The sequence below is a fragment of the Pseudoalteromonas obscura genome (assembly GCF_030135505.1).
Classification (GTDB): Bacteria; Pseudomonadota; Gammaproteobacteria; order Enterobacterales; family Alteromonadaceae; genus Pseudoalteromonas; species Pseudoalteromonas obscura.
This window is the reverse complement of sequence record NZ_JASJUT010000010.1, coordinates 170,774-193,977: the sequence shown is the minus strand read 5'-3', so window position 1 is coordinate 193,977 and position 23,204 is coordinate 170,774. Positions and strand designations below refer to the sequence as shown.

The 23,204-nt window shown below is 42.0% G+C and carries 19 protein-coding genes; 14 read left to right on the top strand and 5 right to left on the bottom strand.

Annotation, left to right across the window (positions count from 1 at the left end; genetic code table 11):
- Position 1: 1 nt before the first annotated feature.
- From glgB to QNM18_RS20230, 3 genes are read right to left on the bottom strand one after another with little or no spacing between them, the layout of a single operon-like run.
- Positions 2–2,239, bottom strand: a complete 2,238-nt coding sequence (gene glgB, locus QNM18_RS20240; protein ID WP_284138271.1) for a 1,4-alpha-glucan branching protein GlgB — start codon at positions 2,237–2,239, stop codon at positions 2–4.
- Positions 2,236–4,227 (bottom strand): 4-alpha-glucanotransferase, encoded by a 1,992-nt coding sequence (malQ, locus tag QNM18_RS20235; protein ID WP_284138270.1) that lies wholly within the window; start codon positions 4,225–4,227, stop codon positions 2,236–2,238. Before malQ ends, glgB begins: the two co-directional genes overlap by 4 nt.
- Before the next feature lie 6 nt (positions 4,228–4,233).
- Positions 4,234–4,536 carry an isoamylase early set domain-containing protein gene (locus tag QNM18_RS20230; protein ID WP_211008661.1) on the bottom strand — a complete coding sequence of 101 codons (303 nt, stop codon included), beginning with the start codon at positions 4,534–4,536 and terminating at the stop codon, positions 4,234–4,236.
- Positions 4,537–4,992: 456 nt separating this feature from the next.
- On the opposite strand from QNM18_RS20230, the gene QNM18_RS20225 reads away from it, so the two are divergent.
- Positions 4,993–6,906 carry a putative bifunctional diguanylate cyclase/phosphodiesterase gene (locus tag QNM18_RS20225; protein ID WP_284138269.1) on the top strand — a complete coding sequence of 638 codons (1,914 nt, stop codon included), beginning with the start codon at positions 4,993–4,995 and terminating at the stop codon, positions 6,904–6,906.
- 8 nt (positions 6,907–6,914) lie between these two features.
- On the opposite strand, the gene QNM18_RS20220 is transcribed toward QNM18_RS20225, so the two are convergent.
- On the bottom strand, positions 6,915–7,343 hold the full coding sequence (locus QNM18_RS20220) for an Lrp/AsnC family transcriptional regulator (protein WP_284138268.1): 429 nt from the start codon (positions 7,341–7,343) through the stop codon (positions 6,915–6,917).
- A gap of 152 nt (positions 7,344–7,495) precedes the next feature.
- Between QNM18_RS20220 and QNM18_RS20215 the strand changes: the two genes are divergently transcribed.
- The 6 genes from QNM18_RS20215 (at position 7,496) to QNM18_RS20190 (ending at position 13,723) form a co-directional block, all read left to right on the top strand.
- Positions 7,496–8,701, top strand: coding sequence for an aspartate aminotransferase family protein (locus QNM18_RS20215; RefSeq protein WP_284138267.1), 1,206 nt, complete (start codon positions 7,496–7,498; stop codon positions 8,699–8,701).
- Between the two features lie 36 nt (positions 8,702–8,737).
- Entirely contained in the window at positions 8,738–9,763 is a 1,026-nt protein-coding gene (gene astA, locus QNM18_RS20210; protein WP_284138266.1) for an arginine N-succinyltransferase, read from the top strand.
- Between the two features lie 70 nt (positions 9,764–9,833).
- Complete coding sequence (locus QNM18_RS20205) at positions 9,834–10,637, top strand: DUF1338 domain-containing protein (protein WP_211008656.1); 804 nt, start codon at positions 9,834–9,836, stop codon at positions 10,635–10,637.
- A gap of 172 nt (positions 10,638–10,809) precedes the next feature.
- Positions 10,810–11,574, top strand: a complete 765-nt coding sequence (locus QNM18_RS20200; protein ID WP_284138265.1) for an AraC family transcriptional regulator — start codon at positions 10,810–10,812, stop codon at positions 11,572–11,574.
- A gap of 2 nt (positions 11,575–11,576) precedes the next feature.
- Entirely contained in the window at positions 11,577–12,407 is an 831-nt protein-coding gene (locus QNM18_RS20195) for a polyphosphate kinase 2 family protein (RefSeq protein WP_417714846.1), read from the top strand.
- Positions 12,408–12,409: 2 nt separating this feature from the next.
- Positions 12,410–13,723, top strand: a complete 1,314-nt coding sequence (locus QNM18_RS20190) for a DUF2252 family protein (protein WP_284138264.1) — start codon at positions 12,410–12,412, stop codon at positions 13,721–13,723.
- On the opposite strand, the gene QNM18_RS20185 is transcribed toward QNM18_RS20190, so the two are convergent.
- Positions 13,709–14,650, bottom strand: a complete 942-nt coding sequence (locus tag QNM18_RS20185) for a ribonuclease Z (protein WP_284138263.1) — start codon at positions 14,648–14,650, stop codon at positions 13,709–13,711. The genes QNM18_RS20190 and QNM18_RS20185 overlap by 15 nt on opposite strands.
- Before the next feature lie 78 nt (positions 14,651–14,728).
- Between QNM18_RS20185 and QNM18_RS20180 the strand changes: the two genes are divergently transcribed.
- The 7 genes from QNM18_RS20180 to QNM18_RS20150 all read left to right on the top strand — a co-directional run bounded on the left by QNM18_RS20180 (position 14,729) and on the right by QNM18_RS20150 (position 22,940).
- A complete protein-coding gene (locus QNM18_RS20180; RefSeq protein ID WP_211008652.1) occupies positions 14,729–15,262 on the top strand; it encodes an isochorismatase family protein in 534 nt (177 codons plus the stop codon).
- A gap of 49 nt (positions 15,263–15,311) precedes the next feature.
- Positions 15,312–15,575 (top strand): DUF3081 domain-containing protein, encoded by a 264-nt coding sequence (locus tag QNM18_RS20175; RefSeq protein WP_211008651.1) that lies wholly within the window; start codon positions 15,312–15,314, stop codon positions 15,573–15,575.
- Complete coding sequence (locus tag QNM18_RS20170) at positions 15,568–15,876, top strand: hypothetical protein (protein ID WP_284138262.1); 309 nt, start codon at positions 15,568–15,570, stop codon at positions 15,874–15,876. Before QNM18_RS20175 ends, QNM18_RS20170 begins: the two co-directional genes overlap by 8 nt.
- Positions 15,877–16,084: 208 nt before the next feature.
- Entirely contained in the window at positions 16,085–17,692 is a 1,608-nt protein-coding gene (locus QNM18_RS20165) for an AbgT family transporter (protein WP_023397836.1), read from the top strand.
- 318 nt (positions 17,693–18,010) lie between these two features.
- Positions 18,011–18,646, top strand: a complete 636-nt coding sequence (locus tag QNM18_RS20160) for a glutathione S-transferase family protein (protein WP_211008649.1) — start codon at positions 18,011–18,013, stop codon at positions 18,644–18,646.
- A 214-nt stretch (positions 18,647–18,860) separates the two neighbouring features.
- The gene (zapE, locus tag QNM18_RS20155; RefSeq protein WP_211008648.1) at positions 18,861–19,949 is read left to right on the top strand and encodes a cell division protein ZapE; all 1,089 of its coding nucleotides are present in this window, start codon (positions 18,861–18,863) and stop codon (positions 19,947–19,949) included.
- 399 nt (positions 19,950–20,348) lie between these two features.
- Positions 20,349–22,940, top strand: coding sequence for a TonB-dependent receptor plug domain-containing protein (locus QNM18_RS20150; protein WP_284138261.1), 2,592 nt, complete (start codon positions 20,349–20,351; stop codon positions 22,938–22,940).
- The last annotated feature ends 264 nt before the right edge of the window (positions 22,941–23,204 follow it).

The window sequence follows — 23,204 nt, the reverse complement described above, 5'->3', positions numbered from 1 at the left end:
CTTATGCCGAAATATATTTCAAATACACGGTGCTCAGAGGTGGCACTGTGATTTCGATACTATGATCTAGGCCGTGACTAGTAATCTCTTTACTTTGCACCAGCTGCTGTTTATGGGCAACGACCTTCACACCACTTCCATAAAATTGTTCATCATCTGAGTTAAAGATAACTTGATAAACACCGCCTTTTGGCACACCTAAGCGGAAATGGTGGAACACTTGTGGCGTAAAATGACATACAACTACAACAAGCTCTGAATGTTGTTTACCGTATCTTACAAAGCTCAATATGGATTGCTCATTGTTATCACAGTCTATCCATCTAAAACCAGCAGGAGAACCGTCAACCTCATAAAGCGCAGGAGTAGAATGATAGACCTGATTCAACGATTTGACTGAGTCAAAAATTCCTTTATGTGCTTCGCTTTGCAAGAGCGACCAATCTAGCTGTCGATTATGGTCCCACTCATCTCTTGGCGCTAACTCACTTCCCATAAAGAGTAGTTTTTTACCAGGGTGTGCAAACATAAAACCATAATATGCGCGAAGGTTTGCAAATTGCTGCCAATCATCGCCAGGCATTTTACTCAATAGAGACCCTTTTCCGTGCACAACTTCGTCATGGCTCAATGGCAGTATATAATTCTCAGAAAATGCATAAGCCATTGAGAAAGTCATTTCATGATGATGAAACTTTCTATGAATTGGATCACGTTGCATATAGCCTAAGCTGTCATTCATCCAGCCCATGTTCCATTTATAGCCAAATCCAAGTCCGCCATTTTCTACGCTTTGGGTGACACCCGGCCAAGCAGTTGACTCTTCTGCGACCATCATGGCGTGTGCATTATTTTTATAACAGCTTGCATTACTCTGCTGTAAACAATCTATCGCCCCTAAGTTCTCTCGACCACCATATTGATTTGCGATCCACTCACCATCATTACGTGAATAATCCAAATATAACATGGACGCAACAGCATCAACTCTCAACCCATCTAACTGAAACTCGGAAATCCAATAATTAGCGTTTGAAAGCAAATAGCTTTTAACTTCAGGCCTATCGTAATTGAATACACACGTATTCCAGTCTGGGTGAAACCCTTGACGTTTATCAGCATGCTCATATAGATGCGTTCCATCAAAGCGGTTGAGCCCGTGAGGATCTGTTGGAAAATGGCCGGGCACCCAGTCCAACAATAAACCAATCTCCAAGCGTCTACAGGTTTCGCTGAAATGCAAAAAGTCAGCCACTGAGCCAAAGCGACTAGAAGGAGCAAAAAGGCCTACTGGCTGGTAACCCCAAGAGCCATCAAAAGGAAACTCACTAATGGGCATAAGCTGAATATGTGAGAAGCCTAACTTTTTGACGTAGGGCACTAAATCATCCGCAAGTTCTCGGTAAGTTAAATAACGCCCCCCCTGCTCATCCCGCCTTTTCCACGACCCCAAATGTACTTCATATATTGAAATCGCCGCCTCGACGTGATTGCGCAACATCCGTGCAGTCGATTCATTACTCTCTATTGGATTCGTACGATAATTACTTTGCAAAATGCTGGCAGTACCTGGTGCCTGCTGCATTTTCTTGGCATAAGGATCTGACTTTTCTAACATTTCTCCATTTACAGTCGTGATGGCAAATTTATAGCACGTATCAGGTGATAGCCCTGGAACAAATAAATCCCAAACTCCACTTGCAGGATGAAACCTCATAAAATGCTGGCTTGGCTGCCAATAGTTAAACTCTCCAATAACGGAGACACTTTTCGCATTTGGTGCCCAAACACTAAATTGAACACCTTGCACACCTTCATGATTAATAAACCTCGCCCCAAAATGCTCGTAGCCATGCTCCAATGTACCTTCATTAAACAAGTACATCGCTTGTTCATCTAATGCGCTGGAAAATCGATACACGTCGTCAAAGTAAAACTCTGTATTTTCAAAAGTGACTTTTAATCTGTAACTTTTAACATCTAGCTCAGCATCAAGCTGGAGCGTAAATAGGTCGCTACCCGAGTAACGCTCCATTTCCTTTGCGGTATTTTTAAAAATAACAGTGACAGAAAGGGCGCTAGGAATATAAACGCGTAACACCGTATAGCGCTTTGGTCCAAATTTAACTGAATGCGGACCTAAAAAGCTGAAAGGATCTGAAAACGACCCCACAGACAAAGCCGCCACCTGTTCGGTATAGTCTTCGATGTTCTCTACATTCTTATTCACGGTGTTCATGATTGCTTCCTGATAGCATTAAGTTGCTGAATAAAGTTTTGATTAAAAGTGAAAAGTTCAGACAACTCATGATTTAGTTTACGGCGCCAGTTGGGGTACTCTTTATTTGTGCCCGGAATGTTTACTGGAAATTCTTGTAGGTCCAAATCATCCAATTGTATTGCCAATAACCGACTTCCGCTCTTGGCAAGTATAAACATAACGGCTTGATAGACGTCTTGGCTTGGAGAGTTAAGGTCAATGTTCGAAACCTGATGTTGGGACACCCAATTGATCAGGCGTTCTTTTTCTGTGTCTCTGACGCACTTTAAGTGCTCATATTGAGGCGTATCAATGAGCTTGTAACTCAGCTTGATATCCAAATCTTTTCCATTCCACCAGCCATGAAACGGCGGCACATCATGATTAGCAACCATAATTAGCGCATTCTTTCTCAGCTGCTCACTGGGCTTAAAATCACCGTTGTCTGTTTTTTCAAAATAGAAAAGTGTATTGCCAAATATTGCCGAGTCTTCTAACGCACGCGTCACTTCTGGAGGCACAACCCCTAGATCTTCACCAATCACTATGGCGCTATGCAAATGTGATTCAATTTTTAGCACTGCCAATAAATATTCAAATGGATAATAAACATAGCAACCTAAATCCTGTTCATCTTTGGTGAAGCACCACCAGAGACGCCTTAGGGACATCACGTGATCGATACGCAACGCTCCGACCTGACTCAAATTTGATTTCACCAATGATCTGAAATATCTAAATTGATCTTGTTTCACCTTAACAGGGTTAAGCGCTGGCATACCCCAATTTTGCCCTTGCTCCGCCCATGGATCTGGCGGCGCGCCAATATTTGCATTCTGACTAAAGCTTGACTGGTAGCTGTTGTATTCAAGTCCGCTTTCAGTGCACCCCACTGCTAAGTCATTCACTAAACCTATTTCCATACCTTTAGCAATACACAGCGCTTGGCAGCTCGCTATTTGTTCGAACGCCAGCCACTGTAAAAACCAATCAAACTGGCTGAGTATAATCTCGCCAAGAGCCGCTTTTTTGTCGTCGATAAAGTCTTGCAAGAGGGATTCTTGATAAGGTTTTTGCCGCCAACATTCATATAGATGCCTGAACAGTTTATATTTCACATGCGACGTTTTTGTGTAATCTATAAAAGTTTCTGACATCGATATTTCTGACTGTACATCAGCTATCAACGCAAATCGTTGCACACAATCGCTTCCAACCCATTGCTCAATATCATCAAGCGCAATATACAAAGGATTGATTAAACAGCGGTGTGAAGGGCTGTAAGGACTCGCTTCCTCAGGATGCTCGGCAAAAAGCAAATGCAAAGGGTTTAACAGCACAAAATCACCACCCTGTTGCGCAAATAATTCAATTAAGTGCTTTAAATCGGTAAAGTCACCTACCCCATAATTGCGATCACTCTTGAGTGTATAGAGTTGCAGTGAGATACCCAGTGGTTTTTTGTCGGTATTATCATCATAGGGGTTAAAGCATCTTTTCGGTACCGACCACAACTCTGAAGACACCTGTCCAAACGCGCCCTCTAAGCTGAAGTTAAAATAGCCTATAGGCATAGCGCCAAGGTCTATTTCTATCGCTATATACCGATTATTGTCATGAACGTAATCACCGACTTCCGGGTACTCATTAAGTCGTACAGTTGTATCAATACCTATTTCAGGAATTTTGATACTCATTCCTGTGTATTTATGTGACTCATGAACTTTGATCACAAACTTTCCGTGTTCGCTATTGCCTAACGTCACCTCTTCAACGACTCTAGTCCATGGCGCAATATCCAATTCAAAGTTGATTTTTTCGACCTCGTGAAGATTTTGCGGGTCGACGCCGCAGCACTCTATGGCCGTTTGTCTTGTTACTTCATCAAAAACTACGTAAGAACCATCGTATTTAACGAAATCAAAACCAACTCCATGGAGGTAATATAACTGTTGTAAGCCCGTCATTGACATCTATGCCAATTTTTGTGTGTCAACGATGCTGTTTTCACTGCCAAAACCGTTGGCAGCATATCCATCAGCACAGTTATCGTTGTCCCATAAATTTCCGTCTATCAAATATCTAAAATGATATTTTCGATCGGTTGGTAGTCTGTGTTTGAGTTTAAAGCGCTTCTCTTTCTTATTGAACCTCATACTAATAGGTTGCCAATCGTTAAATTCGGCAACTAGTTCAACTTTTTTCGCTTCAGGGTGAGAGAATTCAAATGTGATTTCGGCTTCGTTTTTCGTTTTGAAAAAACGTTTTGTTAACATTTTTGGCTCCAAAAACCTAACTTGGTTGGTGTTCCTTGCCACAAAACTATGTCGTATAATATATCGCTACACGTACACATTTTGTGAGAATAGTTTAGTACATAAAATAATCTTGTACGCCTCACAACAGTGCAATACAGCAAACTTTTGCACCAGAAAAATACATTTTTGGACAGAAAGCCCGTTTCTTTTTATTGCCCAATAGGACTGAGCAAAGATTAGGCCAATGACTTAAAAAAGTAGATAAGAATCATTATCGTGTAAAGTGAAATATATTGATAATTGATCTTACTCAGTGAAAGTTAACTTATTGTCCCTAAATTAAATTGAAATAATTTTGATAATTGCACTTGTAAACAAAAGTGTGTAAAAGGTTGTCATCCCTGGCGTCAATTTGATGTATACTACAGGGACATGAAGGATCCGTTTTTCGGTTAATTGTGGATTGTCTAAGTCATGCAGAATGTATTTAAAAATTTAGCTTATGCAGTAGTGGGTTTTGTAGTAATGGGAATTGCTGCAAATCTGACTTTTGCTAAACACGTCCTGAATGCACAATCTGGATTGTTATCCCTACAAACGCAAATCACTGACGCCAATAAAATTGAAGCAACCGCGCCTTGGTATCAATTTATCTACTACGACCAAGAGTTTGTTAATTTAGAAAGCCAGACATTCGTTGTTATCGCAAAACAAAAGGCCAATTACACAATAGTACCCAGCTCTCGCGTCTTTAAATTGGTGTGGTCCTCGCCGACTTTACTAATGATTCTAGTACTTGCCATTTTGTTGGTCATTGCCCAAGCAAAAGGCAACCGCAGAGAAAAAGTACAACATGAAGCGCTCAAAGCAATCAATAATGATCTAAATGCATTATTGAAAGGTTTGGATATTAAGCATAAAGAACTCCATTCTGGTGGACCTGTTGCACAAATTTGCTATGCCGTTCAATCGCTCAGTGACAACCTCCAGCGAATTAAAATCCAATCTGACAGTCACGTTTACCAAGATAAATTAACCAAGCTCATAGATAGACATGCCTATATTGAACATATCAGTGAACAACTAACTATCGCTGACCAAAATAAATCTAAATGCGGCTTGTTATTTATCGATTTAGATGGCTTTAAACAAGTCAATGACTCTTTTGGGCACAGCTTCGGTGATGAAATATTAATTCAAGTTTCAGGCCGTTTAGAGCAAGTGGTCAGACAATTTAAACTTAACGATGCACACCCGGTTCACGGGCTCGATCAGAATCTATCTCGACTAGGCGGTGACGAGTTTTCCATTTTTATCCCGAATTTAAGAGACACCAGCTTTTGCACCGAAGTAGCTCAGATGATACTGAGCGAGGTTGAGCGCGATTTTGTGCTTGGTAACAAGCTTGTCAAAATTAGTGCAAGTATCGGTATCGCAGTGTTTCCTGATAGTGCTTCAACACCGAACGCACTTTTGCAAATGTCTGATGTCGCTATGTATCGTGCAAAAACAGATGGCCGCGGTATTTTCCGAGTATACTCCCCGGAAATGGGCAATAAGATCAGGCGCTATCACTACCTGCTAGAAGAGTTGAGACTTGCTATAGCCTCTCAAAATTTTCAATTGTCTTTTCAACCAATTGTGCACGTTGAAGATTGTTCAATAGACTATTTTGAAGCGTTAACAAGGTGGCACCATCCGATTGAGGGGGTTATTCCACCATCCGAGTTTATCCCTATCGCTGAAGAGTCTAATCTAATCTTAGAGCTTGGTGACTGGATCCTTTTAGAGTCCTGTCGACAAATGTCTGCATGGCACAACGCCGGTATGAAAAAGGTCAAAATATCCGTCAACGTGTCGGGGATCCAACTCAAGCATCGACCAGTTTACGATTGGATACTAGAAGCGTTAGAAAAGTCTGGACTGCCAGCTACTTCGCTCATGATTGAAATCACAGAGTCGACGCTTATCACTGCCAGTGATGAGATCATTGCACAATTGGAACGCTGTAGAAGCGCAGGAATTACGATTGCGATTGACGACTTTGGCACCGGCTTTAGCTCCTTAAGTACTCTGGCTGATTTACCGATTGACGTAATTAAAATAGATAAGCTATTTATCTCACAGGCAAAAGATAACCCGAAATACTTCAAGATACTCAACTCAATCAGCGAACTCGGTGCACAACTCGGGCTAAAAATCGTCGCAGAAGGCGTAGAACAACTCGACCAGTTTGAGCTGGTAAAGAATATGGGAATTTGCTGTGTGCAAGGTTATCTAGTTAGCCGCCCAGAAACATCACGTAATGTCGGTGATAAAGTGCTCAAAGGCAATGTCAACCACATAGCCTCTACTGGCACCAGTGTTTGGTTACCAAAAGCAAACTAGATACGGCACTATCGCTGGAACTTAGTTTCCAAAATTACAGCAGAATTGGTTCTCTCAACCCCGTCTAAATTGCCTATTTCATCGAGTAGCTGACTAAGCTGCTCTAGGCTCTGCGCCTCTACGATTGCGATCATGTCATACTCGCCACTGATTGCATATAAGGCTGCGATATTTGAAAGTTGTTTCAGTGCAATGTTAGTTTTCGCTGTCAATTTTTGTTTTACTTTAATGGAGACATGTGCAGAAACAAGGTTACCTAAATAGTCCTGCCCAAAGTCCACTTTGTAGCCTTGTATAACACCACTTTGCTCTAGCTTTTGTAGCCTTGACTGAACTGTAGTCCGTGACATGTCTAGAATTCTTGCTAGCTCAGAAATACTTGCCCGTGCATTACTGCGTAGTACAGAAATCAGTCTCTCATCTTGTTTACTTATCATTTTGTCAAAACCCCATGTCATTTTGACGAACATTTTACTCATTTTAAATAAAATTACACTGCAAATTGTCATCACATCACGCAATAATGTCAGAATAAAAATAGGCACAGTCAAATGTGCACTTGAAGTTGAAGTTATAAGAGGACGAAGTCATGCAAGTGAATCGCGAATTATTTGATGAAGTAATGGTACCTAACTACAACCCATCAGCAGTTATACCTGTTAAAGGTAAGGGTGCTCGAGTTTGGGACCAAAATGGTGATGAATACATCGACTTCGCAGGCGGTATTGCTGTAAATTGCTTGGGTCACAGTCACCCTGCACTTGTTGGTGCATTAAAAGAGCAAGGCGAAAAGATCTGGCACTTGTCAAATGTCATGACTAATGAACCGGCACTACGTTTAGCGAAAAAGCTGACTGATGCAACATTTGCTGACAAGGTTTATTTTGCAAACTCAGGCGCGGAAGCAAATGAGGCTGCTTTGAAATTAGCGCGTCGTTTTGCATTGGATAACTACAACGAAGAGAAGACACAAATCATTGCCTTCAACAAAGGCTTCCATGGTCGCACCTTCTTCACTGTGACAGTAGGCGGACAAGCAGCCTATTCTGATGGCTTCGGTCCTAAGCCGCAAGATATTACACATATTGACTACAACGACTTAGAAACTTTCGCAAAAGTTATTTCTGACAAAACCTGTGCAGTTATGATGGAGCCTTTACAAGGTGAAGGCGGGATTATTTCTCCAACTGTTGAATTTGTTCAGGGCGTAAGAGAACTGTGTGATAAGCACAATGCACTGTTGATATTTGATGAAGTTCAAACAGGTGTGGGTCGTACAGGTGATTTATACGCCTACCAAGGTTTAAATGTAACACCTGATATCCTGACAACCGCAAAAGCGCTCGGTGGCGGCTTCCCTATCGGTGCTATGATCACGACAACAGAAATTGCCAAACATCTGAAAATTGGTACTCACGGCTCTACATACGGCGGTAACCCGTTGGCATGTGCTGTTGCAGAAGCAGCTTTTGACACAGTAAATACTCCTGAAGTATTGAACGGCGTTAAAGAAAGAGAGCAAATGTTCCGTGACGGATTGAATGCTATCAACGAAAAATACAATGTATTCAGTGAAGTTCGCGGTAAAGGCTTATTGCTAGGCGGCGTGTTAAAAGGTGATTACGAAGGCAAAGCGCGCGACTTTTTAGTGGCAAGTGCGAAGCACGGTCTTATGACACTTGTTGCTGGTACAAACGTGGTGAGATTTACACCTTCACTTGTGATCACTGAAGAAGAAATCAAAGCGGGACTAGCACGCTTTGAACTTGCTGTGGCAGACGTGGTAAACGCTTAACCGTTTGGGCGACATGTCGCCCTCGAAGATATTTTTATGCAAGTACTTAGACCGATCAGCAGCAATGACTTTGCTGCTTTAAAAACCATCGCAGTGGAATCTGGGCACGGGTTTACCTCGTTGCCCGTTGATGACGAGCTATTAGCGAGTAAAATCCAGCGCTCTCAAGAAAGCTTCGATAAAACATTGAGTGCACCATCTGATGAGGGTTACCTTTTTGTTCTTGAAGACCTTGAAACAGGTGAAATAAGTGGTACTACGGCGATTGAAGCTGCTGTAGGAATGCAAGTACCTTTGTACCATTACCACCAAGGTAAAACAGTCCACCACTCAAGTACTCTGAAGGTATACAATACCGTTGATATTTTATCAATGTGCAATGACTATACTGGTAGTTCAGAGATATGCACCCTATTTTTGCGGGAGCAATTCAGAAGAGGACTCGCCGGCCGTTTCTTGTCTCGGATCCGCTTTTTATTTATGGCAGAGCATACTGAACGATTCAGCGATCGCATCATTGCTGAAATGCGTGGTGTGAGTGATGAACATGGCCACAGCCCTTTCTGGCAGTGGCTGCAAGAACACTTTTTCAGTATTGAATTTCCACAAGCTGACCACTTAGTCGGCCTAGGAGACAAAGTGTTCATTTCAGAGTTAATGCCTAAATACCCGATTTACGCTAATCTGCTCAGCCCCGAAGCGCAAGCTGTTATTGGCCATGTACACGAAAAAACCAAACCCGCGCTACGCTTACTTGAAAAAGAAGGCTTTGAACACAGAGGCTATGTTGACTTATTCGATGCAGGCCCCACTGTAGAAGCGCGACTGGAAAATATTCGTACAGTGCGTGAAACCCAAAATGGCACTTTGATTATATCAGAGCAAGTTACTGAGGGAGAAAGCACTTGGGCACTGTCAAACGGACGCTTAGAAGCATTTAGAGCCACTTTTACTACATCAGTAGTATGGAATGAACAATCAAAAACATTCACTGTTGCCCCAAAAACTGCACATGCACTGCAGTTAAAAGAGGGTGATAAAGTCAGTGGGTTTGTTTTATAACAATTAATTACGTCGTGCTTTGTCGTAACATTAACACGCGGCCAAGCCGCTATATTAAGGAATTGCCATTATGCACAACAATGTAGATAGCTTATTCGAACAATTATGGAGCAACTATTTAGAAGTGACTCCATCAGCTGTAAAAGTACACGAGCTATTGGGTTCAACGCAGCAAGATGATGTCATCAATGATCATATCGCGCTACGTACATTCAATCATGAAAAAATTGGTCTCGAAAAACTAGCTGCGCATTTTAAAGCAGTTGGGTATAAAGAGTGTGGTGAATACCACTTCGAAGCGAAAAAACTATACGCAAAGCACTATGAGCACAGCGATCCAAGTAAGCCGAAGGTATTTATCTCTGAGCTATTACTTGAAAAGTGTTCTGAGGAATTACAAGCAATCGTTGCAAAAATGATTGATGGAATCGATGAAAGTGCAGTTACTGCTGAAAACTTCTTATATTCTGGTACACATTGGCAAGTAAGCCATGAAACATACAAGAAGCTACTTGAAGAAAGCGAATATGCCGCATGGATGTCTGCTTGGGGCTATCGCGCAAACCACTTTACAGTGAGCATCAATTACCTTGCTAACTTTGAAACGATTGAAGCAGTAAATCAAGCGCTGAAAGATGCTGGTTTCCCTCTTAACACTTCAGGCGGAGAAGTAAAAGGTTCTCCAGAAGTATTGTTGGAGCAATCTTCTACACTGGCAGATCACCACCCAGTTGAGTTTTCTGACGGCAAGTTTGAAATTCCTAGCTGTTTCTATGAATTTGCGCTTCGTTATAACAAGCCGGATGGTGAGTTGTATACAGGATTCGTCGCTGCTTCAGCAGATAAAATCTTCGAAAGTACTAACGCAAGATAATCCTATTTGCGTTGATACTAAAAGAAGTAAAACTAACTTAAACACCCAAAGCAGCTCTTCGCTGCTTTTTTCTTGCTCAAAGTATAGAATGAAGATAAATTGAACATCAAAGTCCAAACAAAATTTGAAGAATAAACAGGCATCAGTTACGCCTACAAGGAGTGAGGTAAACGTGTACACAATTATCCCCCCACCCCCTTCACTGGCCCCCTACGTTCTTAATTTTTGGCATTCCTATTCACAAAATTTGGGCACTCAAACGCTTCATAGTGACGGGTGTATCTCTATTTTGTTTGTCATCATTGGTAACTCCGCCATTGATAATACGACGCTGAGCAACTCTGGCTACCTAGTTGGGCCACACACAAAATCTTTAAGGTGGTATTTTTCATCACAATGCCAGTACCTTCTCGGAGTGAGGTTAACCCCTTTGGGCGCAAGAAACTTCACGAAAATCCCCCTAAATGAGCTAAAGAATCAATGCATTGAGCTCCAAGACGCAGTTCCAGCATGTAAACATGTGATCCACGATTTAATAAGCCAAAGCAGTCCTATCAATGACAAAATTAGGGTCTTATTACAATGGCTAGAGACACAATTACAATCTGGTACGCATTACCTTCCCGATGCGTTTTTAAAAGTGAACAAACACATCAATTTGTCACCAAGATCAATAAAACTCTCTGAGCTTTATGACACTCTAAACATAAACAGTCGACGTGTTGAGAGAGCTTTTAGCCAAACAATGGGGATCAGCGCTAAAGAATTTGCAACGCTGATAGAGGTATCACGGGCAAGAGATCTGATAAAGGCAAATCCATCGACCCCTCTCACCGAGATTGCACATCAACTTGAGTATGCCGACCAGTCACATTTCATTCGGCAATTTAAAAAAGTTATGAATATAACACCTAAACAGTACAGAAAGAGGACCTGAATTTGAAACCAAATTCCATCAACAATCTGCAAATCAGCCCGCCTCCTTCTTTGCAAGGCATCCATGAATACCCCGCCATTGACGATAAAAAAATTTATAAACAAGCATTAAAATACTGGCAGACGCAGCTCCTCCACGTTCAACAAGCATACTATCATCAGGGGCGTAGAGCCGTTATTGTATTAGAAGGTTGGGATGCAGCAGGAAAAGGGGGCGCAATCCGCAGGGTGACTGAAAAGTTAGACCCCAGAGGCTATCAAGTTTATCCTATCGCCGCCCCTACTGAAGATGAACAAGGGAAGCATTACCTCTATCGCTTTTTCAATAAACTGCCCAGCCCCGGCACACTGACCATTTTTGATCGTTCCTATTACGGTAGAGTTTTAGTTGAGCGCATAGAGGGTTTCGCTACGACTGAACAATGGCAACGTGCATATCGTGAAATTAACGAATTTGAACAACTTTTACGCGACGATAATATTAAAGTCATAAAACTGTTTTTACATATAAGTAGTGATGAACAACTTAAAAGATTTTCTGAGCGACTCAACAATCCATACAAACAATGGAAACTGACCGAAGAAGACATCAGAAACAGACAAAAACGATGTGAGTATAAAACAGCCATTGAAGAAATGTTTAACAAAACACATACCCAATGCGCACCATGGTCACTTGTACTTGGTGAACATAAATGGTTCGCACGGATAGAAGTGTTAAAACAAATAACTGCAGCACTCACCGCGAATGTACAGGTTGAGCCACCAGCGCTCAACCCAAAAATTACGCAGCTTGCTGAGCAACAACTCGGAATAAAGCAACAGAGGACATAACAATGAATCGCGAAAAACAGCTCATAAACTACTTTGAGCGCCACGACGGTACTGCACCGTCCATTGACTTGAACAAACATGAAAAAATGTCCACCAGTGCTTTTCACTTTTTTCGAGGTTCAGCCCCGCTGATGTATAGCGACATTTTTGACGGAGCAATTACTTTTCCAAAATCAGCTTACGATGTTCCCGTTACGAGTATTATGGGAGATTGCCATACAAGTAACTTTGGCTTTCTCAGCGAAGAAGGCTCCCACGGGGAGACACTCGTATTCACACCTAATGATTTTGACGATGCTTGTATCGGCCATGCTGTTTGGGATCTATTTCGTTACTTGGTGAGCCTAAACTTGGCGCAACAGGCTGGCTTTGCGACAAAGGAATTGGCTGTTTCGCTCAATGAAAAACAAAAACCGGCAGTGTCCGCACAAGAGGTGCCACAAGCCCAACTAGACTTTTTACAACACTATGTTGCCACATGTGAAGCGTCGCTGCGAGGCGAAAACAATAGTCAAAGTGCGTTAACCGAGTTCGATAAAGACCATATCCTGCACAAACGCTGGCAAAAAGGACTGCAACGACTTGTTGGCGGTTCCGCTTTCAATGTGAAAAGCAGTTTGGCAAAAGATGTTGATTTGGCCTCAACACCTTTGCAATTTAAACCCGATCCCATGAAGTTTGAAGCGATTCACACTGATATCAAAACCAACCTGATTGCGCAGTTTAGACCTTACGTTGATGACGACATTATCGACTGTGTTGAAAGATTAGATGCGGGTACAGGTAGCAACCATTTAAAACGTTACTATTTACTGGTAGGGCCAAGTACCCAGCAAGCCCCCGAGCTTTATCAACCCGAGCTTTATCATATTGTCGAAGTCAAACAACAAGCCTTAGCTGCGCCTTTACACTACTTCAAAGATTTAAGCCCCGTGAATCGCCTGAATCACGCCCATTTGACGGTCAATTGCCAAAGAAAAATGCAGCGTCGACCAGACTTAATTATCGATGATGCGCTTTGGCAGGGTCTGCATTGGCTAGTCAGATCTCGTCATCACGCTCGCGTTGGCATTGACCCTGAGCATATTACTATAGGAAAGCGCGCTGCCCACAAAGGCGGCTTTGCGCAATATGCACAAAGCTGCGCACAAGTGCTGGCTTATGCACATATGAGAGGCGATAGACGCTCAACCAGCTTTCAACAGAGTTGCGTAGAAGTACTCCCTGATCTACTTGAGGCGCTAATAGAACAAGCAAACCTGTATGCCGACCAAGTTAACCAAGACTGGGGTTTATTCAAATCACTCAGACAGTAACTGTTTGGGGATATCTAATATCAGCCCATCATTCGCAAGGACCAATGAGCCTTTGTAATAGGAGTGCGCTTCATTTTCTAGGTTTTCAAGTAAACCAGGACCATGGTAGCGCACACTAAAATGAGTCAAAACAAGTAATGGGATTTGTACGTGCTCTGCAAATTCAGCTATCCGTTTCGCATCGCTATGGCCGGTATGATGGCCCACTTTTTTTAAGTCTTTGTGCGTGAACGTTGCTTCATGGACAATCGCATCAACCCCCTCGACATAAGGTTTCAACAAGCTTGGTTTTTCGTTATCTCCACATACAATTATTTTCCGAGGCTGCCAACTTGGAAATGCATAGCGCTGCGACTGTAACACCCTTCCCTGATATTCAACGTCAAGCCCTTTTTGTAATTGATTGAAGTGCTTGCCAGTGGCGATCCCGTGCTGTTGCAGCAATTTGATTCTTAGCTTATTGGGGATCTGTGTTTCCGTCACTTTAAACCCATAACTCGGCACTCGATGCTTCAATTCCATCACCTCAATTTCGCAATAGCTGAATTTTAACACCGAGCAAGCTTCTTCTATCGCAATGGTTTTAAAGTCAAACGGTAAGGTCAAATCGGTTAAGGAAAATGTTGCATGCAAAAATTCAATGACTTTCTTGGGTGCGACCAAATACACAGCGTCTCTCCTGCCTGACATTGCCATAGACGCGAGTAAACCAGGTAACCCATAGCAGTGATCGCCGTGCACATGACTAATACAAATGACACCGAGTTGATAAAGAGTAAGCTTTGATCTCAAGATTTGATGCTGCGTGCCCTCTCCACAATCAACGAGCAGCCACTGTTTTGACTTCTCAAATTTGACGGCCGTAGCTGAAACATTGCGATACGTAGTCGGACTGCCTGAAGACGTCCCCAAAAACTCCAATTGCATAACAAGCTAATATCCATAATGATAAATACTACAGCAACTAGTTTAAGTGATGTTAGACAATAGCTAAAGGAATAAACCATGTCCGAACAACCCGTTTTTCAAATTCTTGTCGTTGATATACAAGAGAGTTTTCAGCCTCATATCTCGCAGTATCAACATATTGTTGATACTGCGCACAAATTACTCAGCGCTGCTGAGCTGTTGTTAATTCCAGCTGTTGTTTTTGAACAGTACCCAAAAGGACTTGGCCATACAGATAGTTCACTACTGCAATTCAATTTAGACCGATATGAAAAAACGACATTTAGTGCCGTTGGGAGTTCTTCACCTAACCCAGCCATCAATATGGACCCAAATGTGACTAAGGTTGTTATAGGACTTGAGTCACACGTTTGCGTATACCAAACAGTACGTGATTTGTTGACGCTGGCCCAACCGGTTATTGTTATCGCCGATGCAGTAGGCTCAAGAAATACACAACACAAACAGTGGGCGATTGAGCAGCTCAGATATCAAGGCGCCGTCATCATGAGTTTAGAAACCTTACTATTTGATATCATGAAAGATGCAAAACACCCGCAGTTTAAGGCAGTTTCGAAACTGATCCGTTAGTATGTTCTGCGAGTAACATTAAGCAATAGACCCAATAATTCGGTGCGATATGAAAAATGAGCTAAGTAGTAACCTTGTCCTAAAAGTATATGAGTATATCCAACAACATGGAGAAGATTATGAGCAGGGAAAACAATGTGAGGGGCTCACAGCTTTCTCAGATCCCGATGGTTATACTATTTATCTTCAAGGCAGCGGCGTACTCTTGCGCTTTGGCTTTCACAATACCTATCAGTTTGACTATGATAAAGAGTCGCAAAAAGCCGACTTTATGAAAAAGTTACATTACATCGCGGCAATGCTTAATGACTAGAACTAGAAAACGAATAAATAGCCAATCATCACAAGAGTACATGGAGCAAGTCGTCACCTCTCTGCTGCAAGACCCCGCATTACTCGAAATCGTTAAGGCCAATTGCAACTATTATCAACAGCAACAGTTTTTAAAAAAAGGGCTGAAACGTGCGATAGAGCATCTGGAGTGGGTGCTCGCTGCTGATGACGATATTACGCGTATTTGTCAGCAAATTATGGCAGATGACCATATTGGCATGAAATTTAGACAATACCCCTTACTATTCAAAGGTGTAATTCTTACTGGCAAAAACAAATAAATCATTCGTCATCCCCATTAAGAAATGAATAGTTCGATATTTGTGCAACCAAAACCAAGTACTTACTAACTATATATACGTACATTGTCCTTCATCAGTAATACTTGTAATTTTATCTCATTTTCACCTTGAGTTAACTTTTATAAATGACCACTGAATGAAAAAGTGATATGGTATGCCGCATTTTTTGGAACCGAGAAAACTTGCTATGTCGAATGCAGTAGAGACTAAAGCGAATAAAAGCTCTCAATCGCCAGAACAACAAAGCGGCCTATTTAATCGCTTTTTGGCAACGGTTGAGTTTTTAGGGAATATGCTTCCCCACCCAATCACTCTTTTTGCCATGCTATGTATTGTAATCGTAGTATTCAGTGGTATCGCTGATTGGATGGGTTTGAGCGCAATTGACCCTCGTCCAGAGGGAGCTAAAGGGCGTGACGCTGATGGTGTCATTGAAGTCGTAAGCTTATTAAGCGCTGAAGGCTTACAAAGAATCATGACCGGCCTTGTCACTAACTTCACTGGATTCGCACCTCTTGGTACGGTACTTGTTGCCTTATTAGGTGTAAGTGTTGCCGAGCACTCGGGTATGCTTTCCGCTGCTATGCGTGGAATGGTCATGGGTGCATCAAAACGACTAGTGACATTTATGGTTGTGTTTGCAGCTATTCTGTCAAACACTGCTTCAGAGCTGGGATATGTTGTACTGATACCGCTTGCTGCAATGATCTTCCACAGCCTAGGTAGACACCCGCTAGCAGGTTTAGCAGCGGCGTTTGCAGGGGTTTCTGGCGGATACAGTGCCAACCTATTACTAGGGACAATCGACCCTCTACTTGCTGGTATCACAACACCTGCTGCGCAAATGATCGATCCAACCTACCACGTTGGCCCTGAAGCAAACTGGTATTTCATGATGATTTCTGTTTTCTTGATTGCCATTGTTGGTACTCTCGTTACAGAAAAGATTGTTGAACCTAGACTTGGTAAATACAACCCAGATGAAGCAAGTATTGACCTATCTGAGAACAACATTGAGCACTTAACTGCGCTTGAGAAAAAAGGCTTAAAATGGGCGGGTGTGTCACTGCTTGTGGTTTGCAGTATTTTAGCTTTAACCATTGTTCCTGAAGACGGTATTCTGCGTCACCCTGAGACTGGTGCTGTTGCGGGATCTCCATTCCTAAAAGGCATTGTTGTTCTAATTTTCGTTACTTTTGCTATCCCAGGCTTTGTATACGGCCGCGTTGTTGGTACGATGAAATCAGACCGCGATGTGATTGATGCCATGAGCAAAAGCATGAGCTCTATGGGTATGTATATCGTACTTGTATTTTTCGCTGCGCAATTTGTTGCCTTCTTCAAATGGACCAACCTAGGTACTATTCTGGCGATCAACGGTGCCGCTCTATTGCAAGCGCTTAATTTAACAGGACCTGAAGTTTTCATTCTGTTCATCATGATGTGTGCAATGGTTAACCTATGTCTTGGTTCTTCGTCTGCACAATGGGCTGTAACCGCACCTATATTCGTACCTATGCTTATGCTGGTTGGCTATGCACCGGAAACAATCCAAGCAGCATACCGTATTGGTGATTCAGTCACTAACCTTATCACGCCTATGATGAGTTACTTTGGCCTTATTTTGGCCGTCGCAACTAAATACAAAAAAGATATGGGTATAGGTACCTTAGTCGCAACTATGTTGCCTTACAGCATGTTCTTCTTTGTCGGTTGGGTTGCTCTGTTTTATATTTGGGTATTTGGTTTTGGTCTTCCTGTAGGGCCGAACTCTCCAATATATTACACGCCTTAAAAAAATAATTGTGAGCATTTTTGTTAGTCAAAAATGCTCACCTCTCTATATCAATTCAAACCTACCTCATTAATTACTTTATTCATTATTTCTATAAAATGCTTTTAAAGTCGTGCACTGCATTTCCTAATTAAGGTAAAATCATTAACGGCAGAGAAATCCAAGGTTAATCCTGTTAACTTGCTTTAGACAATTTAAATTTTTGAATAAAAATACGTCATGCTATTTGTTATTATTCAAATGCTGTCCTAAAGTCCTAAAGGAATAACCGTAAAAGGAGCTTTCTCACCAATAAAAAACTTGATGATAAGGCCAGTTATGTACACTTTGTTTTATTACCCTCGCAATGCCAGTCTCGCTCCACATTTTGTTTTAGAAGCACTAAAAGTTCCATATCAATTAGAAATTGTCGACCGTAAGAAAAATGCACAAAAATCAGCGCAATATTTAAGTCTAAACCCAACTGGAAGGATCCCCACACTGGTCGATGACGAATTTGTGTTGTTTGAAAGTGGCGCTATTTGTCTTTACCTTGCTGAAAAGCACCCTGAAGGGCAATTAATTCCATCGGACCCAGTTCAAAAAGGTGTTTTCTATCAATGGCTAATGTACTTCACGACGACGATACAGGCCGAGTTAATGATTTACTTCTATCCTGAGCGCCATACCCAAAGTGCACTCATGTATGACGATATCATTAAAACACAACAAACTCGCTTAGCTGACATGTTTGCTATTGTAAACCGTCATTTATCGGGAAAAAGCTATGTCGTCAATGAACAATTTACAATATGTGACTGTTACTTATTTATGTTGTGTATATGGGCGGATGAATTAAACACACCACCATTACAATTTGAACACTTAGCAAAATACCTACGCGGGATGGCAAAACACCCTGTTATAAAAAAAGTCTGCGAAGCCGAGCAAACAGACTTGAGCCCATACAAATAAGGTTTAAATTTTAAAACTCAAGTAAGAGTAGATTGGGACAATACAATACTAAAGCCAATTTTACATAATATATGTTTATTTGTAATTGGCTTTAAATACCACGCATGTGAAAGACATAACTTTACGAATAATTCAATGGCTCTGTAAGCAACACGCTTTATCTCTGACCTAACAACCCGTATTATATCCACTAACTTTACCTACCGTCCCCTTTATGCATCACCTTTTAGAACAATATAACCAGCTTATTAAAAGCAACGCTTTATCCTACGACCCCAAACAACAAGACGCCATTGGCGAGTTGGATAGATTGTCAGAGCAAATTCGTTTAAGTGGCAAAGCCAAAGGGATCTACTTATTTGGCCCTGTTGGCCGTGGTAAGTCAATGTTGATGGATATGTTTTACGAATCCCTCACCATAGATACAAAGCAAAGGTTGCATTTTCATCATTTCATGCACAAAATCCACCAGCAGCTGGCTGATATTCAAGGAAAAAAAGACCCATTAAAGGTTATAGCAAAACAGTGGGCAAAACATACAAAGGTGCTATGTTTTGACGAGTTCTTCGTAAAAGACATTGGTGATGCGATGATATTAGCGGGTCTTTTAGATGCATTTTTTAAAGCAGGTATTATTTTTGTTACAACATCGAATTCTCACCCAACCGAGCTATACAAAAATGGGTTACAAAGAAACCGCTTCGAACCAACCATAGAGCTGCTGTTGGCTAATTGCCATGTTGTAAGTGTGTGTGGCGAACACGATCACAGATTTAGCAATGGATTTTCAGCCCAGTTTTACTTCGAAAATAACATTGCAGGCTTTCAATCTCTGTTTAACACTTTAGGCGGATCTTACAACCCCACAGAAATAGACATATTGAATAGGCCTGTCAATATTCTGGGGCAAGCATGCAATGCATTGCTCATTGATTTTATGTCTTTATGTACCTCACCCAGAGCAACTTCAGACTACATTGAGCTCGCCACCGACTATGACGCAATTTTCGTTCAGGACATTCCTAAAATGGGCTCTTCTCCTGTTCTTCAGAGCGTTACTCAGGGTATCGAGGAAGGCTATATAAGAGCAAAACCCCTACTTGAATCTCGCAACCTAGATGACGAAGCGAGACGTTTTATCGCTCTCGTAGATGAATTTTATGATCGAAGAAAGTTGGTCGTTATTTCATCAAGCTTTTCATTGCATGCCCTTTATGCAGGAGAGCTACTCGATTTCGAATTTGAGCGTACCCGAAGTCGATTAGCTGAAATGCAATCATGGCAATTGCCATCAAACAACTAACTTTGCTGTTAAATCCAGGCGACTGTTCAGCGACAACGGTACTTTGCGCACTTTCGCTATCTACTTTTTGATAGCGGGCTATTAGTCCTCATTGGTGCAACGAATACAGTTTTTTGCCAAAAGCGGGTTTTGGTTACACACTCCTCAAGTCACCCACATAAAATACAACACTAAATCATTAACAAAAGCTACAGTCGCAACCCTTTCAACCCATAAATACAGCAATTTTTATCTATCTTATCAAGTTCCGTAGATAAAATATGGACAAACTATTGTATACAATATATGTTATACATGAATTATCGATGACACACCGTCTGAAATAGAGGTGATAACTCGCCTAAGGTGTCTATTGCTAATTGAAAAAACAACAATAAATCAGCATCAATAAGGAAAACTATGGACCTCTCTAAGTTCAAACTAAATCAGTTTAAAAAATCATTCATTGCATTAAGTGTTAGCTCTGTATTGCCACTGGTTCCTTCTGCTGCAATCGCGGCGGATGAGTCAGCCGATGAGATTGAACGCGTTCAAATTACAGGTTCGCGTATCCAACGTACCGATTTGGAAAGCGCGCTTCCCGTTACTGTTATCTCCTCTGTCGACATAGCCAAAACAGGCTTAAATGATATCGCAGGTGTTTTGCGACAAAGCGTCTTCAATAGCGCGGGTAGCAATATCAATACAGGTAACTCAACAGATGCAAACCACTCTGGCTCTGGGTTACGTGGCCTTGGCGCCAACAGAACATTGACCCTGATTAATGGCCGTCAAGTGGCACCGTCGTCCGCTTTATACGGAAGTAGCACAAACTTAAATATGATCCCAATTGAAGCAGTAGAGCGAATTGAGATCTTACGCGATGGGGCTTCAGCAATTTATGGTTCCAATGCAATCGCAGGGGTCGTGAATATCATCTTGAAAAAAGATTACGATGGTTTAGGGTTTAAATTGCATGGTGCTGATACTTCGCGTGGTGGTGGTAGCGAAAACGGTTTTTCAATGAGCTTTGGTCAAGTGACCGACAAATCTTCCGTCACACTTATATACGAACACCAATATCAAGAAGGTTTAAAAGGTGGTGAGCGTGACCATATTGACGGAAAAGTAAACCCAAGAAGAATATCAACAACGACCCCATGGGGTAACTGGCGTACCCATGAGGCTGATGGAGAGTTTGGACCATGGAATCCAGGGAAGGAATGCCCTCAAGAAAATATTAGAGATGAAGGCGGGGATGGAAAACGCTGTACGTTCGACTTTTACGAAGGCAAATTGTATTACCCAGAGCGTAAAAAGGACTCAATTTTTACCAATTTTACGTACAATATCTCTGATGAGTTGGAATGGTACGCGCAATCTTTAATCTTACGTGATGTCACAGACACAGCAGCGAGTTCAATTTGGATGACTGCTGACATGGCGGCAGACAACCCAAACAACCCTACTTTTGGCACTGGTAATGCTAAAGATATCCAAGTAACACACCGCATGGTTGGTGATGCAGACCGTGCCGTGCAATTTGATACGACACTCATCGACTTTAATACCGGTTTTGAATGGGTAACGGATGCTGGCGCATTGGCCGTAAACATTGGACTAAGCCGTGAAAAATTCCACCAAGTAACAAAGCATTACGCTTTCAAAGACCGGTTCCAGGACGCGGTAAATGAAGGTGAATACAACCCGTTAGTTCCAGGTGGCAATGCAACACGCCAAACATTAGATAACATTCGTCACACTGCTTATCGCAGCGGTGAAACAACGTCAAACGGTCTATCTATTAGCTGGGCGGGCTTGTCAGGCATGGAATTAGCTGGTGGTGAAATTGGCTATGCAATTGGTGCCGAATACAGAAAAACCGAGTTGGCTGATGAAATGGATGCCCAGTCTAACGCAGGCCTCGAAAATGGAAATGTTGTCAGTTCATTTGGTGGTGACGTAATCGGTGAACGAGACTATAAAGCTGCGTATGTCGAAGTCGAATTACCTGTGCTTGAAGAACTCGTTGTTAAAGTCGCTAGCCGTTATGATGAATATAGCTTACCTGATGCAGGCGAGCTATCGAGCAGCATCAATGTGCGTTATGAAGCGTCAGACGATCTTGTTTTACGTGGCGGTTTCAGCCAAGGCTTCCGCGTGGCGGGTTTGAACCGCTTGGTCGGAGATGCAGCGACTGGTTATTATAACTTGACGGACTGTCCTGACTCGACATGTGATACACAAAATATCCCAGCGACAGCAATCGGTACGCCAAACCTAAAACCCGAGACTTCAGAGCAATTTTCTGTCGGTGCAGTCTGGAATATTGCTCAGTATACCGCGGTCACTGTCGACTATTGGAATATTGAAATCACAGATCAGATTTCTAGAATTGAGCCACAAGATGTAATCGATTTAAGCCATGCTAATGCACTCGATGGTTACAACCCTGAGCAGATATATGTGAATCGAGATGCAGATGGGAAACTTACCTCTGTGGGTTATGGTTACATCAACATGGTTGGTGCAGAAACTTCGGGTATTGATATTGCATTCAATACACGTTTCGACTTCGAAGATATGGGTGAGATCAGATACACCTTAGATGGTAGTTATACCTTTAACTACGATAGCCGAGCTAACCCAAATCAACCAGAGTACGATCGTGTCGGCTATGTCAGTAGAGCACAATACCGTGTTAATTCTCAAGTTACCTATATTCTTGACGAGTTCAGTGCAAATATTGCCCTCAGATATCTTGACCGTTTTAAAGGCGTGACCAATGAAGATGAAGTGGCAGGCCGAGAGTATGACGACTACGCTTCGGCGACAGAAGTGGACCTTGGTTTTAACTATCAAACTGACAGCTACGGTAGCTTCACAATCGGTGCGCGTAATATCTTTGACAGAGTACCTGAAGTAAGGCTTGAAAGATTTGTTGGATTTAACACCACCAACCACAACATATATGGTAGAACGCTCTTTGCTGATTACACTATTCAGTTTTAAGTAGTACTACCTGCTTATTCTCCCAACAAGCAGCCACATGTTTTCTGTTGGCTGCTTTTTAGATCAATCGTATCAGCAATACGATTTTTGCATCCTCCCCCAGCCTCTTTCACTAAACCAAATCTACCAAATTAAGGGGCGTAATTTATAAAATTGGTTTGCTGGTACTATCTTGCGCAGATAAGCTGGATAAACAACATAATTGTGCATGCACTAGATTAATTTAGCATTCAATAAGGTACGAAACTGTTTTAAATTTGGGCG

Coding starts and splice junctions, on each gene's coding strand:
- glgB (WP_284138271.1), bottom strand. CDS start 2,239: ATGAACACCGTGAATAAGAATGTAGAGAACATCGAAGACTATACCGAA.
- malQ (WP_284138270.1), bottom strand. CDS start 4,227: ATGACGGGCTTACAACAGTTATATTACCTCCATGGAGTTGGTTTTGAT.
- QNM18_RS20230 (WP_211008661.1), bottom strand. CDS start 4,536: ATGTTAACAAAACGTTTTTTCAAAACGAAAAACGAAGCCGAAATCACA.
- QNM18_RS20225 (WP_284138269.1), top strand. CDS start 4,993: ATGCAGAATGTATTTAAAAATTTAGCTTATGCAGTAGTGGGTTTTGTA.
- QNM18_RS20220 (WP_284138268.1), bottom strand. CDS start 7,343: ATGATAAGTAAACAAGATGAGAGACTGATTTCTGTACTACGCAGTAAT.
- QNM18_RS20215 (WP_284138267.1), top strand. CDS start 7,496: ATGCAAGTGAATCGCGAATTATTTGATGAAGTAATGGTACCTAACTAC.
- astA (WP_284138266.1), top strand. CDS start 8,738: ATGCAAGTACTTAGACCGATCAGCAGCAATGACTTTGCTGCTTTAAAA.
- QNM18_RS20205 (WP_211008656.1), top strand. CDS start 9,834: ATGCACAACAATGTAGATAGCTTATTCGAACAATTATGGAGCAACTAT.
- QNM18_RS20190 (WP_284138264.1), top strand. CDS start 12,410: ATGAATCGCGAAAAACAGCTCATAAACTACTTTGAGCGCCACGACGGT.
- QNM18_RS20185 (WP_284138263.1), bottom strand. CDS start 14,650: ATGCAATTGGAGTTTTTGGGGACGTCTTCAGGCAGTCCGACTACGTAT.
- QNM18_RS20180 (WP_211008652.1), top strand. CDS start 14,729: ATGTCCGAACAACCCGTTTTTCAAATTCTTGTCGTTGATATACAAGAG.
- QNM18_RS20175 (WP_211008651.1), top strand. CDS start 15,312: ATGAAAAATGAGCTAAGTAGTAACCTTGTCCTAAAAGTATATGAGTAT.
- QNM18_RS20170 (WP_284138262.1), top strand. CDS start 15,568: ATGACTAGAACTAGAAAACGAATAAATAGCCAATCATCACAAGAGTAC.
- QNM18_RS20165 (WP_023397836.1), top strand. CDS start 16,085: ATGTCGAATGCAGTAGAGACTAAAGCGAATAAAAGCTCTCAATCGCCA.
- QNM18_RS20160 (WP_211008649.1), top strand. CDS start 18,011: ATGTACACTTTGTTTTATTACCCTCGCAATGCCAGTCTCGCTCCACAT.
- zapE (WP_211008648.1), top strand. CDS start 18,861: ATGCATCACCTTTTAGAACAATATAACCAGCTTATTAAAAGCAACGCT.
- QNM18_RS20150 (WP_284138261.1), top strand. CDS start 20,349: ATGGACCTCTCTAAGTTCAAACTAAATCAGTTTAAAAAATCATTCATT.